This window comes from Streptomyces sp. NPDC002265, from assembly GCF_040296125.1.
GTDB lineage: Bacteria > Actinomycetota > Actinomycetes > Streptomycetales > Streptomycetaceae > Streptomyces.
Map to the genome: position 1 here is coordinate 1 of NZ_JBEOWS010000271.1, position 13,517 is coordinate 13,517.

The 13,517-nt window shown below is 70.9% G+C and carries 14 protein-coding genes and 1 pseudogene; 4 read left to right on the forward strand and 11 right to left on the reverse strand.

What is annotated here, in order from left to right:
* Positions 1–306 precede the first annotated feature (306 nt).
* The 3 genes from ABT085_RS33980 to ABT085_RS33990 all read right to left on the reverse strand — a co-directional run bounded on the left by ABT085_RS33980 (position 307) and on the right by ABT085_RS33990 (position 4,369).
* On the reverse strand, positions 307–831 hold the full coding sequence (locus ABT085_RS33980; protein ID WP_351616824.1) for a GNAT family N-acetyltransferase: 525 nt from the start codon (positions 829–831) through the stop codon (positions 307–309).
* An 86-nt stretch (positions 832–917) separates the two neighbouring features.
* On the reverse strand, positions 918–2,810 hold the full coding sequence (locus tag ABT085_RS33985; protein ID WP_351616827.1) for an ATP-binding cassette domain-containing protein: 1,893 nt from the start codon (positions 2,808–2,810) through the stop codon (positions 918–920).
* Positions 2,811–3,061: 251 nt separating this feature from the next.
* On the reverse strand, positions 3,062–4,369 hold the full coding sequence (locus ABT085_RS33990) for a M20 metallopeptidase family protein (protein WP_351616830.1): 1,308 nt from the start codon (positions 4,367–4,369) through the stop codon (positions 3,062–3,064).
* 166 nt (positions 4,370–4,535) lie between these two features.
* Between ABT085_RS33990 and ABT085_RS33995 the strand changes: the two genes are divergently transcribed.
* On the forward strand, positions 4,536–4,970 hold the full coding sequence (locus ABT085_RS33995) for an ankyrin repeat domain-containing protein (RefSeq protein WP_351616833.1): 435 nt from the start codon (positions 4,536–4,538) through the stop codon (positions 4,968–4,970).
* 61 nt (positions 4,971–5,031) lie between these two features.
* Here the strand turns inward: ABT085_RS33995 and ABT085_RS34000 are convergent, their stop codons facing one another.
* The 4 genes from ABT085_RS34000 to ABT085_RS34015 form a co-directional block, all read right to left on the reverse strand.
* Positions 5,032–5,856, reverse strand: a complete 825-nt coding sequence (locus ABT085_RS34000) for a DUF1684 domain-containing protein (RefSeq protein ID WP_351616835.1) — start codon at positions 5,854–5,856, stop codon at positions 5,032–5,034.
* Between the two features lie 290 nt (positions 5,857–6,146).
* The gene (locus ABT085_RS34005; RefSeq protein WP_351616837.1) at positions 6,147–6,524 is read right to left on the reverse strand and encodes a hypothetical protein; all 378 of its coding nucleotides are present in this window, start codon (positions 6,522–6,524) and stop codon (positions 6,147–6,149) included.
* A gap of 43 nt (positions 6,525–6,567) precedes the next feature.
* The gene (locus tag ABT085_RS34010; protein WP_351616840.1) at positions 6,568–7,782 is read right to left on the reverse strand and encodes a globin domain-containing protein; all 1,215 of its coding nucleotides are present in this window, start codon (positions 7,780–7,782) and stop codon (positions 6,568–6,570) included.
* A gap of 341 nt (positions 7,783–8,123) precedes the next feature.
* Positions 8,124–8,501 (reverse strand): hypothetical protein, encoded by a 378-nt coding sequence (locus tag ABT085_RS34015; RefSeq protein ID WP_351616843.1) that lies wholly within the window; start codon positions 8,499–8,501, stop codon positions 8,124–8,126.
* A gap of 456 nt (positions 8,502–8,957) precedes the next feature.
* Here ABT085_RS34015 and ABT085_RS34020 point away from each other — a divergent pair, with 456 nt between their 5' ends.
* Positions 8,958–9,362, forward strand: a complete 405-nt coding sequence (locus tag ABT085_RS34020) for a VOC family protein (RefSeq protein ID WP_351616846.1) — start codon at positions 8,958–8,960, stop codon at positions 9,360–9,362.
* 59 nt (positions 9,363–9,421) lie between these two features.
* Here the strand turns inward: ABT085_RS34020 and sigJ are convergent, their stop codons facing one another.
* Positions 9,422–10,360: an RNA polymerase sigma factor SigJ gene (sigJ, locus tag ABT085_RS34025; RefSeq protein WP_351616849.1), complete on the reverse strand. Its 939-nt coding sequence runs from the start codon at positions 10,358–10,360 to the stop codon at positions 9,422–9,424.
* A 174-nt stretch (positions 10,361–10,534) separates the two neighbouring features.
* Between sigJ and ABT085_RS34030 the strand changes: the two genes are divergently transcribed.
* Positions 10,535–10,933, forward strand: coding sequence for a hypothetical protein (locus tag ABT085_RS34030; protein WP_351616859.1), 399 nt, complete (start codon positions 10,535–10,537; stop codon positions 10,931–10,933).
* A 65-nt stretch (positions 10,934–10,998) separates the two neighbouring features.
* Here ABT085_RS34030 and ABT085_RS34035 read toward each other — a convergent pair whose 3' ends face one another.
* Positions 10,999–11,322, reverse strand: a complete 324-nt coding sequence (locus ABT085_RS34035) for an HGxxPAAW family protein (RefSeq protein ID WP_351616852.1) — start codon at positions 11,320–11,322, stop codon at positions 10,999–11,001.
* Between the two features lie 172 nt (positions 11,323–11,494).
* Here ABT085_RS34035 and ABT085_RS34040 point away from each other — a divergent pair.
* Positions 11,495–11,977, forward strand: a pseudogene (locus tag ABT085_RS34040) (SRPBCC family protein); the annotation flags it as partial.
* A gap of 432 nt (positions 11,978–12,409) precedes the next feature.
* Here the strand turns inward: ABT085_RS34040 and ABT085_RS34045 are convergent.
* Together ABT085_RS34045 and ABT085_RS34050 are read right to left on the reverse strand one after the other, a co-directional pair.
* Complete coding sequence (locus ABT085_RS34045; RefSeq protein ID WP_351616854.1) at positions 12,410–12,559, reverse strand: hypothetical protein; 150 nt, start codon at positions 12,557–12,559, stop codon at positions 12,410–12,412.
* 252 nt (positions 12,560–12,811) lie between these two features.
* Positions 12,812–13,324 carry a hypothetical protein gene (locus tag ABT085_RS34050; protein WP_351616856.1) on the reverse strand — a complete coding sequence of 171 codons (513 nt, stop codon included), beginning with the start codon at positions 13,322–13,324 and terminating at the stop codon, positions 12,812–12,814.
* Positions 13,325–13,517 lie beyond the last annotated feature (193 nt).

A 13,517-nucleotide genomic window follows, 5' to 3' on the forward strand; every position in this document is an offset into this window, starting at 1 on the left:
GCACCGTGATCCCTGGGGGGCCGTGGTGCCTGGCGACGTCCTCAAGACAACCAGCCCCGACCGATGTCCGCAATGACCCCTTTTACTAGTTGTGGTCGCATTGGGGTGTTGGCCGGTCTATGTGAGCTGGCTCTCAATCCCCAGGTCAGGGCATGGGTCCGCTGCTAAACCTGTCCCCTTTTGTCCACTATCGCGGGTAGTGGGTGACGTGGGTCATGTGGGGTGCTTCACCGGTTCTGCGACACTGCGTGCGCGGGTGCTCACGGAGCGGGTGTGCCGGATGTGACCTGGCATACGTGAGGGGTGTCAGGTGAGGTCGGTGGCGAGGAGGTCCATCAGCAGGCCGTCGTGCCAGCTTCCGTCCGAGCCCCGCTCATAGGCCCGCATGACGCCGATCGGGCGGAACCCCACCTTGCGATAGCAGGCGATGGCCGCCGCGTTGTCGGCCGCCGGGTCGATGACGAGACGGTGGTGGGCGTGGTCCTCGATCAGGTGCCGGACCAGGGTGCGGACGGCGTCCGTCCCCAGGCCCCGGCCGTGCACCGACGGGTCGAGGTAGACGTCGATGCCGGCGTGCCGGTATTCCGGGTCCTGTTCGGCGTACCACTGGATCTGCCCGACCACCCGTCCTCCGTACTCCACCGCGAACACCCGGGTGTCCGCGTCGGCGAGATCCTCGGCCACCTCGGCCGCCAGGTCGGGGCCGCCCCGCCACCACCGGTGCACCCCGGGCGTGGCGCGGATCGCGGCCAGGCACGGGATGTCCCGGTGGTCGGCGGGCCTCAGGATCACGCCCCGCCGTCCGTGCAGGGTCGGCAATGCGGTGCTCATGGCCCTGACGTTACGGGCTCGGGGCGCGTTTGCCACGAGTCCGGACGGCGCCGGCGGGACGGACGAGGCGGGGGCGGTCAGCGGTCTCAGCGGTCCTGGGAGAGTTCAAGGAGTTCGGCGAAGGTTCCGCCGGCGTGGACGAGGTCGTCGTACCGTCCCTGCTCGGTGATCCTGCCGTGCTCCATCACCACGATATGGTCGGCGATCTTGGTGTTCTCCAGGCGGTGGGTGACCACGATGGTGATGCGGCCGGCGGCGATGGCCTTGATCTGCTCGAAGATCTGGTGCTCGCCGCGCGGGTCCATCTGGGAGGTCGGCTCGTCCAGGATCAGCAGCCCGGGGCGGCGGTACAGGGCCCTGGAGCAGGCCACGCGCTGCCACTGGCCGCCGGACAGCTCGGAGCCGCCGAAGACGTCGCGGGACAGCAGGGTGTCCAGACCCGAGGGGAGATCGTCGACGGCCTCGCGTAGACCGACCGCGTCGATGGCCTCCCAGACGGGTGTGTCGTCGTGGGTGCGGGGCTGGCCGAGGGTGACGTTCTCGCGGACCGGCATCGGCCACTGGGCGAAGATCTGCGGGACCAGGCCGGTGTGCGCCCACACGCTGGTGGGGTCCACTTCGGCGAGGTCGGTGCCGTTCCAGGTGACGCGGCCCTTGTCCGGCAGGTAGATGCCGGTGAGCAGGCGGGTGAGGGTGGACTTTCCCGAGCCGTTCGCTCCGACGATCGCGAGGATCTGACCGCGCTCCAGGGTGAGGGAGACGCCGTCGACGGCAGGCTTGTCCTTGCCCGGGTACTGGTAGACGACTTCCTCGAGCCGGATCTGCTCGGTGGCGGCGCCGTGCCTGACGGCCCCACGCTTGGGGGCGCGAGCCGCGGCGTCGTCGAGAAAGGCCTGCATGTCGCTCAGGTAGAGACTGGTGTGGAAGACCGCGGCGCCGTTGACGACGACCTGGGAGAGCGCGGCGAGCGTGGTCTGCACGGCGATGACGGCCGTGGCCGCGACGGCCAGTTCGATCCGGCCCGAGACCGCCAGCCACGCCAGGGCTGCCCAGGTGGCGACGAGGAAGACGCCGCCGGCCGATGCGGAGACCAGCGCGATCCGCAGGGTGCGCGGCGCGGCGGCAAGGGTGCGCCGGTCGCACCGGTCGGACAGGGCCCGGTACCAGTAGACGAGGTAGTCGCTCATCGAGTTGGCGCGCACCTCGTCGCCGTACTTCGAGGTGGTCGCCCACCAGCGCATCATGCCGCGTACGTTGCGGTCGGCGACATTGGCGTAGTGGATCTCGTAGTCGACCCGGGCGGTCAGGACCGCCCCCACACCGGCCGGCAGCACGGCGAGCAGGAGCAGCGGCAGCATCAGCGGGTTCAGCACCGACAGCACACCGCCCGCGGTGACCATCCGGATCAGCGCGGACAGGAAGCGCTGGGCGTCGGTGACCATCACCTGGGTGCGGATCACTCCCATCTCGGCAGCCTCGTGCCGGTCCGAGAACCCCTCCTCCGCGTACGCGGACGCCTCCACCCGGCACACCGCCTCGACCAGCGAGCTGTCCGTCTCCGTCGTCAGCCTGGGGGTGATCCGCCGCTCCGCGTACGTGGCCACGGCCGCCGCACCGCGGCCCAGCGCGGCGGCGAGCGCGACCACCAGCAGCGCGGGGACGGCTCCGCGCAGCCGGTCTGCGGCGGAGCCGTCGCCCAGGACGGGCCTCATGGCGCGGGCGGTGGCGGTCAGCAGCACGGCGGCCGAGACACCCGTGACCACCTGGCAGCCGAGCAGGAACTGAACGGCCCGCCGGTCGGTCCGCCAAGCCAGCCGGGTGATCCGGCCCAGGACGGAGGGGATCTGTGCGCACATCCGCCGGAAGGAGACCTCGGCGAGCGGATTGACGGAGTACTGCCCGCTGTAGGTGATCTCCGCCGGCGGTGGTGGCGGAGGAGGCGTGGTGGCTTGCTGTCGGTTCGTGTCGTCCGAGGTCAACGTCGAGCCCCCTTGACGGTGGTCCTGCATGGTCGTGGGGCTCAACGACCGACCCGGGATATCGAACACATGTGTTTCGGCCGGACCTGGAATCCCGGGACAGTGCGCGTGGCGGCGCGTGCCGGATGCATGGATCCAGTCCCTGCAACAGGTGTGCTGGACAGGGCGGTTGGCCGAAACGCCGACGACGACCGTTGCGATGCCGACGGCCGCCGTCGCGACGCGGACGACGACCGTCGCGATGGCGGGCGCTACGCCCCGCGGGTGCGCTCCGCGATCCAGCCGGCCATCGCCCGTACGCCGATGCCGATGGCGCGCTCGTCCGGGAGGAAGTCGGGGAAGTGCGGATAGCTCGTCGTGATGGGTGCACCGGGGGACCGGACGCCGAGGAACGTGTAGGTGCCGGGAATGCGATCCAGGTAGAGGGCGAAGTCTTCGCCGCTGAACGGCGGGAAGGCGGCGTGGAGTTCGGTGACCGTGTCCGGGCCGAGGGCGCGGTGCAGATGGCGGGCCAGCAGGTGAGCGTCGTGCTCCGGACAGACCAGGGCCGGGAACGGCTCGGCCGGGAAGCGTACCTCGGCATCCGCGTATGGGGCGGCCGCCCGGCGGACGGCGTCGCGTACCTCCATGTACCGCTCCTGCGGCCAGCAGCGGTAGGACACACTCACCTTGGTCTCCTGCGCTGTTGTGGCCCGGTCGACCTCCTGGACGGTGGCCCGGAGGGCCACGAACCGCTTCAGCGGCCCGTCGGGCGTCTGCGCGTCGGCGACGATGCGCTCCAGGTCCGCCGAGCCCTGCGGTACGGCGACCGTGGCGAGTGCACCGATCTCGGCGGCCAGGCGCCGTGCGGCGTCGACCGCGTCCGGTCCGCGAAGTATCACCTCCCCCTTGTCCTGGCCCGGCATTCCGTAGCCCGGAGCCACCGCGAACCGCCCGACCGGGAACGGTCCGCAGTGCAGCGCGTGGATCTCCTCGATGCCCAGACGCTCCAGCACGCCCGCATCGATCAGCGCTTGGGCGCCGGAGAGCGTCTCCTCGGCGGGCTGGAAGAGGAAGACCGCTGTACCGCTCAGGCGTCGGCGCAGCCGCGCCAGGACCCGGGCGACGCCGATGCCCATCGCGGTGTGGAGGTCGTGGCCGCAGACATGGGCCGGCGCGGGGCCCGTCCCGACGATGTCCGCGGGCGGAACCGCGTCCATGTCCGCCCGATAGGCGACGGTCCGGCCGGGGCGTGAGCCCCGCAGGACACCGACCACACCGTGGCCTCCCACCCCGGTGGCAACGGTCAGTCCGGCCGCCCGCAGCTCCCGGGCCACCACGGCGGCCGTACGCCGTTCCTGGCCCGGGGCTTCGGGATGCCGGTGGATGTCCCGGCGCAGCTCTATCAGTGCCTGCCGGACCCGCGCGGTCTCGGCGTCCACGGCCGCCTGCCCCACCGGTCCTCCCCACCCGGCGGCGGTGGCCCGCCCGGCATCCGCCAGGACGGCCCCCGCGCCGGCCGCTGCCGCGCCGGCCAGTAACGTGCGGCGCCCGAGGGCGCGTTCCACAGGACGGGTCACTGTGTTCTCCTTCGGCTCAAGTGGTCTGCCGAGACACACGCTCGCCGCTGACGCATGTCCCTGCCCATCCGGTCAGCCACCGCTTCGGGGTGGGGACACCCGGACCACGTGCTGTGGCAGGGTCGGCGTGTCGCCTCAAGGTGTGGTGATCGCTAGGCTCGACGGCATGAATCAGCGGCGACAGAAGAAGCTCTCGCATCGGCTCTTCGGGGCGATCCTTGCTGCCGACCCCGCACAGGTGCGGGCACTGCTGCGGAGTGGAGCGCACCCGGAGCGGGGAGACCGTGACGGCACCACCCCCCTCTATCTGGCGTCCGTGCAGGGAGAGGCCGAGATCGCGCGCCTGCTCCTGGAGGCGGGCGCACGCCCGGACGTCGAGAGCAGGGGTGACGGTTCGGACGGCACACCGTTGTGCGCGGCCGCGTGCTGGGGGCACACCGAGACCGTGCGCGCCCTGCTGGCCCACGGAGCCGACCCCTGCCTGCGTGAGGAACACGGACGGGGTCCGTCCCCTCTGGACTGGGCGGACCACGGCGCCCACGCCGAGACCGCCGCCCTCCTCGTCGCGGCCGGCGCGACCCCCACGAACAGCCCGAGGTGAGCCGGAGCACCAGCCCCCCGGAGGGCCGGGACGGCCGCCGTCACCTCCGGGGAGTCACGGTTCAGGAACCGCCGCGTTCGCGCGGGGTCTTCTGACCCGCCTCGATCGGCACCGTCAGCCGGTTCTCCGCCGGCGGCAGCGGGCAGGTGGCCAGGTCGGTGTAGGCACACGGCAGGTTCGTGGCCCGGTTGAAGTCCAGGACGACCGTGCCGTCGGCAGCGGGCGGTTCGACGGACAGGGTCCGGCTGGCGGTGTAAGTGGTGACCCCGGAGGTCCCGTCGGTGAACAGCACGGTCAACCGGTCCTGACCGGACCCGGGGAACGCGGTCAGCGACAGTCGGTGCCCGTCCACCTCGAACTCGATCCTGCCGGGCGCGTCGTACACGTGCTCCAGACCCTCGACCACGGCACCCACGGTGGTGGGCCGCGGCTCGTCGAAGGGGATGTAACGGCCCGTCACGGCCCAGCGCGGGTCGGGGGCGTAGGCCGGTGTTCCGGTGAAGGCCGTGCGCAGCGGCGCGTCCGGGTGCCGGGGGCGCACGATGTCTTGACCGCCCCGCTTGGCGACCTCGATGACGGCGTCCTTCCAGATCGCGTCTACGCCGCCGCGTTCGGGCAGCACGCCGAAACGGTGCTCACCGTCCACCGGCTTCCCGTCGACGACCAGTTCCTCACCGTCGTCCAGCGTGACGACGACCCCGTCGGGGCCGGTGTGCCAGGTTCCGGGGGCGTCGGTGAAGCGCTGCGGCCGGTCGTCGAGCCAGTGCAGGCCGGTGATCGCCAGGAACCCGTGCGGGCCGGAGAGCCGTGCCTCTTGTTCGCGGTACCACTCCAGCCATTGCTCGGTGAAGGCATGGAGGTCTGCCGTGGTCGCCTCGGTGGTCATGAGATCTCCTGCTTCTGCACGCCGGATGCGTCGAGCGGTACACCATCAGTCATGTCATGGGAACGGGCGGTCGGTGAGCCCGCATTCCGCTCGTGTGTGTCAGCTTCATGTCAGTCGTGTGAGGGCCTGGGCGGCCGAGGCGGGCCCGTTCCTCACCGGGTCGCCACGGACGGCGGTCAGGGGACGGCGGCCAACGGAGGGTGGCCAACGGACGGTGGCCCGTTCGGCGGTGAACGGACGGTGGCCCGGTCGGCGGAGGTTCACCGACCGGGCCAGCGTTCCGCACCGGCTCACGACGTCCGGAGCGCTCCGCCGCGCCACGGCGGCGCCGTCGTGCCACGTCCGTCGTCCCAGACGTGGACGGCCCTGTCCGTCTGGCTGCGCAGCCGGTCCTGGAGCCGGTCGACGAGCTCCGTGCCCGTCGCCTCCTGGGCCAGCACGACGATCTGACGGCTCCCGACGCGCACGTCGGCCGTGGCCGACCACGGGTGGCCGGCGTGGTGGGCCGCAGCTCGGGCGATGCGCACCTCGCCGCTGACGGTGGGCAGCCCCGGCCGGGCGAGAACAGCGTCGATCTTCGTACGGGCGTACTCCAGGGTGGCCTCGTCCACGGTGCCGTCGGTGCGCAGGCGGATCGGCGGGGCCTGTCGTGTGCTGTCGGTGGTCACGGGGGATCCCTCCTCAGGAGCGGAATGCGACGGCGTCCGGCGGTCAGGCCGGGGTGCCGGGCAGCCACAGGTCGGGGCCGAAGACCTCGTAGCGGATGCGACGCGGGGAGACACCGGCGGCCAGCAGCCGTCCGCGCACGTCGCGCATGAAGGGGAGCGGGCCGCACAGGAACACCGTGGCCTCGTCGGGGAGTTCGGTACCGTTCAGGTCCATGAGTCCGGCCTGCGCCTCGGGCTCCTCCGGTCCCGGGCGTTCGTACCAGAAGACGGACCGGGCGTCCGGCAGCCGCTCGACGAGCGTGTGTGTCTCCGCGCGCAGCGCGTGGTCGGCGGGGGAGCGGTCGGCGTGCAGGACCAGAACCGGCCGGGTCGAGCCGAGGGCGGCGAGATGGGCCAGGATGCCCGTCATCGGGGTGCAGCCGATACCCGCCGAGACCAGGACGACCGGGGTGACGGCGTCGGCCGGGTCGTCGAGGAAGACATCGCCGAACGGCGCGGACAACAGCAACTCGTCACCCTCACCCAGGGTTTCGTGCAACAGGGTGGAGACCTCACCGTCCGGCTCCCCGCCCTCGCCCGCGGCCCGCTTCACGGTGATCCGCCGCAGCTCACCACCCGGATCCGAGGACAGGCTGTACTGGCGCAACTGGTGCACACCGTCGGGCATGCGCACCCGGACGCTCACGTACTGGCCGGCGCGGGCCCGCGGGGCCGGCTCGCCGTCCGCCGGGCGCAGCAGGAAGGAAACGGCGTCAGTGGTCTCCGTACGGCGTTCGACGACCGTCCACGGCCGCCAGCTCCCGCCGGGCTGTACCGCCGCGTCCTGGTACAGGAGGGCCTCCCGGCTGATCAGGGCACCGGCCATCAGCCAGTAGACCTCGTCCCAGGCGGCCGCGACCTCGGGAGTGACCGCGGCTCCGAGGACGTCCGCTATCGCGCCGAACAGGTACTTGTGGACGATCGTGTACTGGTCGTCGGTGACACCGACGGCGGCGTGCTTGTGGGCGATACGTGACAGCAGCGCGTCGGGCCGCGCGCCGGGGTTCCCCAGGAGCGCCGTGGCGAACCCGGCGATCGAGCCGGCCAGCGCGCGGCGCTGGGCCCCGCTGGCCTGGTTGCCGCGGTTGAACATCCCGTCGAGCAGTTCCGGCCGCTCGCGGAACATGGCGGCGTAGAAGCGGGTGGTGATCTCGTCGAGCGCCCCGGCCACGGCGGGCAGGGTGGCCCGTACGAGGGCTGCGGACTCCGCGGACAACATGGAACCTCCAGGGAAGTGCGGTGCGGCGGACGACGGACGCGACGCGGACGGTGACGCTCGGGTGGGAGCGACGCCGCGGGGCCGGTTTCCGCTTCACCGACAGCGTCTCGCCTCGGCGGTGTCCGTGATCAGGTCCCGATGGTCCTCACCGGGGACCGAACGGCCCCGAAGCGCGGAGGAGAGTCGGCCTGTTGACGGTGAGGTCCACATCCGTGGGCCCGGCCGGCCGGTCCACCGCGCGTACGGCCTCGTCCGCGGGCGGTCCTGCGGGGAGGCCCGGACGGGAGCCGGCGCCGACCCGGCGAGCGCGGTCACGCGCGCCCGCCGGTCGTCCCACCCTTTCAGCACGTGGAGCTGCTGGAGATCTTGATTCCGGTGACGCTGTAGCCGTCGGCGAAGAGCGTCTGGGTGTTCGGCGGAAGGCAGATCGAGGTCCCGTCCTGGAGCCGCAGATACGCCACGTCGTCATTGCGGGTGTTCATGACCCCGTAGTGCGGCCGCGGCTTGACCGCCTGGTAGCCGCTGGTGACGTCCCGGTACTTCGAGACCGGCCTGCCCGCCAGCAGATCGGCGTTGTTCAGGTAGAAGCAGACGTAGGGGTACGGACACCCCTGGGTGGGGGCTTCCGCGTGGGCCGCGGACGCGCCCGTCAAGGACATGGCCGCGACGGTCACGCCGGCCGCCGCGAATCCCGCAGCCTTCCGGATGACGGACTTCATCAGACCTCCAAGAATTCAGTGAACCATTCGAAGCCGCCCGCGATCGGCGACAGGAGATGACCAGGCCCGGCCAGAGCCGCGGCGGACATTTCCCGCTTACGCGAATTCCCCGCACGCCAAGGGTGTTTGCGGACGCTCACGCCCGGAACCGGCCGGCCGGCTCGGCGCCGCCACTCGTCGCGGACGCTCTTTCCGACTACGCAGGATCTTCCGGCAGCTGCCGCCCGACCCACAACGGTGGGATGGTCTCACCCCGATTGACCTGCAAGAACGGGGAAGCCTGGGATGTCTCTCCAGGACGGGGAGACGCTTTGCCCTTCAGCGCGGCCCAATCGGCCCGGTTCGGGGGCGTAGGACTCACGACGGATCGGTCCTGTGCCGCTGGGCCGATGCGGTGGGAGACACCCTCTCCTACGCTGCCTCGGTCAGTACATGATCGATGTCGAGGAGCATGCCATGCCCGCCACCGGCCAGAGCCACATCCGTATCGCCCGGCCCTCCCGTGACCTTGCCGCGGCGGAGCGGTTCTGGGTCGGCGGGCTCGGGTTGAGCGTGCTGTTCCGGTCGGAGAACGCAGGCAGGCCGGACGAGCACGATCTGTTGATGGTCGGCTGGCCCGACGCCTCCTGGCACCTTGAACTCGTCCACGACGCCGCGGTCGAACCACGGCCCACCGAGGAGGACCTGCTCGTCGTCTATCTCGACGAGCAGGTACCGCAGGACCTGCTCGCGCGCCTGGAAGCCCACGGGGGCAAGCGCGTGCAGGCGCGCAACTCGTACTGGGACACCTGGGGTGCCAGCATCGAAGACCCTGACGGCTACCGGCTGGTGCTCAGCACCCGGAGCTGGAGCAACTCCTGACGCCCCGGCAGGCCGAGACCGTACGCACTGCTGTCAAGGACGTGGGCTGAGCGACGGGTTCAGTGGCTGTGGCAGCTGTCCTGCCGCGTCCACGGTCGCAGCTTCTCCGGGTTGCGGACCGCCCAGATCCGGGTGACGCGCCCGTCGGAGACGTCGAACGCGGCCACCGTCATGACGGTCCCGGCACGCCGCGCCACCAGGCCCGGCACACCGTTGACCGAACGCTCCAGCAGCTCCAGCCCAGGAGCCTTGTCGGCGATGGCGACCAGGTACCGGGCGATGCGCGCGCCGCCCTCGACCGGGTGCAGCACGGTGCCGACCAGGCCGCCACCGTCGGCGGTCATCACGGCGGCCGGGTCGAGGAGACCGACGAGGGCCGCGATGTCCTTGGTCTCCCACGCCTCCTTGACGCGCCGCACCACCTCGGCACGGCCGGTCGCCGTCCCGGTCGCCGGAGCGTCTGCGACATCGACCCGCCGTCGGGCGGAGGCCGCGAGCTGCTTGCAGGCCGCGGGGGTACGGCCGAGCACGTCGGCGATCTCGGCGAACGGGTACCGGAAGATGTCGTGCAGGACGAGCGCCACCCGTTCGGCGGGCGTCATCGACTCCAGGACCACGAGGAAGGCCATGGCCACCGACTCGTCCAGGACGATCTGGTCGGCGGGGTCCGCGGAGCCGGTGGGACCGGCCCCGACCGTGTGGTTCCACTCGGTGCGGTCGGGCAGCGGTTCGGGCAGCCACGCGCCGACGTAGTGTTCACGGCGGGCCCGCGCCGAGCCGAGCAGGTCCAGACAGATGCGGCTGGTGACCGTCGTCAACCAGGCGCCGGGGGAGCGTATTTCCTCCTGCCGGTCCTGCGGCAGCCCGTACCAGCGGGTGTAGGCATCCTGGACGGCGTCCTCCGCATCGGTCACCGAACCGAGCAACCGGTAGGCGACATTGACCAGTTGACGTCGCTCGTCGGCTGCCTCCGCTGTACCGGCCCGCACACTTCCCATGCTTCTGGTGGCTCCCGCCTTACCTTTCGTCCGCCTGTGTCGTCGGACTGGTGAGACCTTATCGATCTGTCGCCCGAGGGCGGAGAAGGGGACTGTGACATGGCCAATGAGACGACGAAGACTGCGAAGACGACGACAACGACGACAACGAAGACGGCGAAGACGACGAATGCGATGAAGGCGACGGCATCGACGGGCGTACGGAGGGGCTCCTCGTTCCTGCGGATCGCCATCACCCTCCAGACCCTGACCATCTTCCTTCAGGCGGTCTCCGCAGGCCTGTTGTTGACCGCTTCGTACGGAGAGACGTTGCACAGTGTCGGAGCCCGGGTGATGTACGGGGCGTCGATGCTGTACGTGCTCGCGGCGGTGCTGGCGTGGAAGCCCGGCGGCGGCTCGCCCCGGCCGGTGTGGCACGCGTCAGGGTTCCTCGTACTGGCCTCGATCCAGGTCGTGCTCGGCATCGCGCACGTCCCGTCGGTCCATCTTCCCCTCGGTGTCCTGATGTTCGGTCTGAGCGTGCTGGCGTTGTCCCGGCACACCGCCACAGGCCCGCGCGGCGACCACCGATGACGGCGATCCGCACCGCGGGCCGGTTTCGGTCCGGGCCGGAGGGGGTTCGGGGGTACGGATCGCCGTCAGGGCGTCTCGGTCGTCCGGGCCCGGCCGCCGGGACGCCCTGCCAGCCGGCACCCGAGGCAGTTCTCGTGCCCGCCACGTACGGAGTGGTCCCGCGCCGAGAGCCGCCGCTGGTCGATGCCGCGCGGTACGGGCGGCTTGCCCCAGCCCGCCAGATGCAGGGCCCACGTGATCAGAACCGCTGTCACCAGCACGGCGAGCCCGACCCAGATGCCCGGGCGCCAGCTGACGATGCCCATGCCGACGGCGAGTGCCCCGATCGTGGCGACGGCGAAACCGGTCCATCCGGCAATGGTGTGGCCTTCGTCGTGGTGTCCACTCACGTACGTGCCTCCTTGCGTCCGCGGACTGCAATGGCTTAGCAAGTAAGGAATTTAGCTCACCGAACTCGGAGCGGACTACTCGCCCGACGCGTTGATCAGGAATACCGGCATCGAAGGGAGCGTTGTGTGATTCGCTGATGGTCCGAGTGCGCACTGTGACGTTCATGTCGCTGCGGTGGTGCCGCGCGTCTGGGAACTGGTGACCGGCATCGGTCTGACCGCCCGGCTCAGCCCTGAACTACAGCGTGTCGCATGGCTCGACGGCGTAGACCGGCCCTCGGTGGGTGCGCGCTTCGAGGGCTACAACCATCACCGGCGGCTCGGCGAGTGGCGGACCGTCTCCCATGTGGTCGAGCTGACCGAACCGCATGTGTTCGCCTGGGCCGTCACCGATGCGGACGGCCGTTTCGGGGAGCCGACGCCGGATCCGGCGAAGGCCATGGCGAACTGGCGCTACGAACTCGACGTCGAGGGCGGGGGCAGCCGGCTGCGGCAGTCGGTCCGCATCGGGCCGGGCCGCAGCGGACTTACGCTGGCCCTGGAGCGCCGGCCGGACCGGGAGGAGGAGTTCATCGCCTTCCGGCTCCAGGAGTTGCGCGCCGGGATGGAAGCCACCCTTCGCGGCATCAAGACGCTGGCGGAGGAGACCGTCTGACTCGCCGTCATGTCGCTCTCGGTCGTGCTCCAGGGCAGGGGTGTCCGTTGGGGAAGCGGGCGAGTGCACTCACACTCGTGCAGGCGAGAGGGACTGAATATTTCAGCAGCTCGGTTGAAATGCGCCTAAACAGCACGAAACGCGAAACTCGGGAGAAGTAAGGCGCTCGAGAGACGGCAGGACACAACGGAGGAGGCAGGCTGATGCGTCGAAGGATGGTGCAGGAGAAGGCCGCCAGGAACTCCGCGTCCAGTCGTCGCGCGCTGGAACAGACGGAGACGGACAGGGTCTCGCGTCCCGAGATCCGGAAGGACATCGCACGCACGTGGTGGCCGGACGAACGCTGCGGACAGGTACCGAGCGGCGCTCCATAGGTGAGCAGTGCTCCGTAGGGGCCCGGGCGCCGCACCCCCCTGCGTGCGCCTGGGCGCGTCAGCCGACGCCCATGCGCAGATAGCGCACCCCGCACTCGCGGCAGAAGGGCTCGGACGCAGACGTGCCCCAGGCGGTGGACGGCTGAGTCCACGCCGCCGGGTCGAGCCGCTGCCCGCACAGGGCCCGGCTCTCGCCCTCGTGCGTCATGTGCCAGATTTCGACAGGGGGCACAGCGGAGCGTGACGAGGCATTCTCCGCGTACTGCGCACGCAACTCGTAGCCCACGAGTCGTCCTCATTTCGCGTCCTGCACGTCCTGCTCACGGAACTCGAATCGGGTTCCCTCGTCGGTGCGGGGGAATCACCGCTGAGGCAAACATTCGGCGAGGGCCGCCTACCAGCTGATTCCGGCCCCGAGGGGTGAGCGGAGGAACCAGTCTCTGTCACCGCAGTGAAGGGGTCACGTCAGCTCGGCGCCCTCGGTGCTGAGCAGTTCCATGAGCTCGGGTCGGTGCAGCGCGGCGACGGTTTCGAGCAGGTCGGGATGGCGGAGCAGGACGGCGGCTGCGCGGTCCCGGTCGCCGGGATCGGTCAGTCGTTGCAGTTCACCTGCCTCGCCGTGGTGCTCGGTTTCCCGGACGGCTCGCTGGGCAGCTGCGGCCAGGGCGGGATCCGCCAGCAGACAGGCCGCCCAGCTGACGACGGTTTCGTCGACCCAGGTCCGCCAGGCGGAGTCCTCGGGCTGCGGATCGTGTCCGTTCAGCCAGTCCAGGCGGTGCGCCCCGCTCGGCGCGAGCAGATGAAGCAGTTGCACGTCGAAGTCGGTGGGGTAGCGCAGGGCGGCGGCGAGGGATGCGGCCTGCCGGGCCTGGGCCTCGGCCAGCGCCCGGCTGAGGGCACCTGAGGGCGCGGGGTAGGCGGCCAGGAGCCAGCGAGCGGAGGCGGCTATGACGGGCGTCAGATCATGGGGCACGGCAGTGGGTCTCTCGGGAGCGCGCTCGCCGGTGTCCGGCCGATCCGTCCTGCGAGCTGTTTCGCGGAGCCGCGCTGCCCCGCCTGTGACGCACCAGCGTAGACAGGGGCTCTGCCCGAGGGAATGAGCGATGTCACAGCAGGCGGCCCGGGCCTCGGGCCGCCCCCGTACGCGCGGGGTGCGACCCGAGGCC

Bases quoted from the DNA above. Each gene is read 5' to 3' on its own strand.
- ABT085_RS34000 (WP_351616835.1), bottom strand. From the start codon at position 5,856: ATGACCACCGAGGCGACCACGGCAGACCTCCATGCCTTCACCGAGCAA.
- ABT085_RS34030 (WP_351616859.1), top strand. From the start codon at position 10,535: ATGAAGGCGACGGCATCGACGGGCGTACGGAGGGGCTCCTCGTTCCTG.
- ABT085_RS33980 (WP_351616824.1), bottom strand. From the start codon at position 831: ATGAGCACCGCATTGCCGACCCTGCACGGACGGCGGGGCGTGATCCTG.
- ABT085_RS33995 (WP_351616833.1), top strand. From the start codon at position 4,536: ATGAATCAGCGGCGACAGAAGAAGCTCTCGCATCGGCTCTTCGGGGCG.
- ABT085_RS34010 (WP_351616840.1), bottom strand. From the start codon at position 7,782: ATGTTGTCCGCGGAGTCCGCAGCCCTCGTACGGGCCACCCTGCCCGCC.
- ABT085_RS34045 (WP_351616854.1), bottom strand. From the start codon at position 12,559: ATGACGCACGAGGGCGAGAGCCGGGCCCTGTGCGGGCAGCGGCTCGAC.
- ABT085_RS34020 (WP_351616846.1), top strand. From the start codon at position 8,958: ATGCCCGCCACCGGCCAGAGCCACATCCGTATCGCCCGGCCCTCCCGT.
- ABT085_RS34015 (WP_351616843.1), bottom strand. From the start codon at position 8,501: ATGAAGTCCGTCATCCGGAAGGCTGCGGGATTCGCGGCGGCCGGCGTG.
- sigJ (WP_351616849.1), bottom strand. From the start codon at position 10,360: ATGGGAAGTGTGCGGGCCGGTACAGCGGAGGCAGCCGACGAGCGACGT.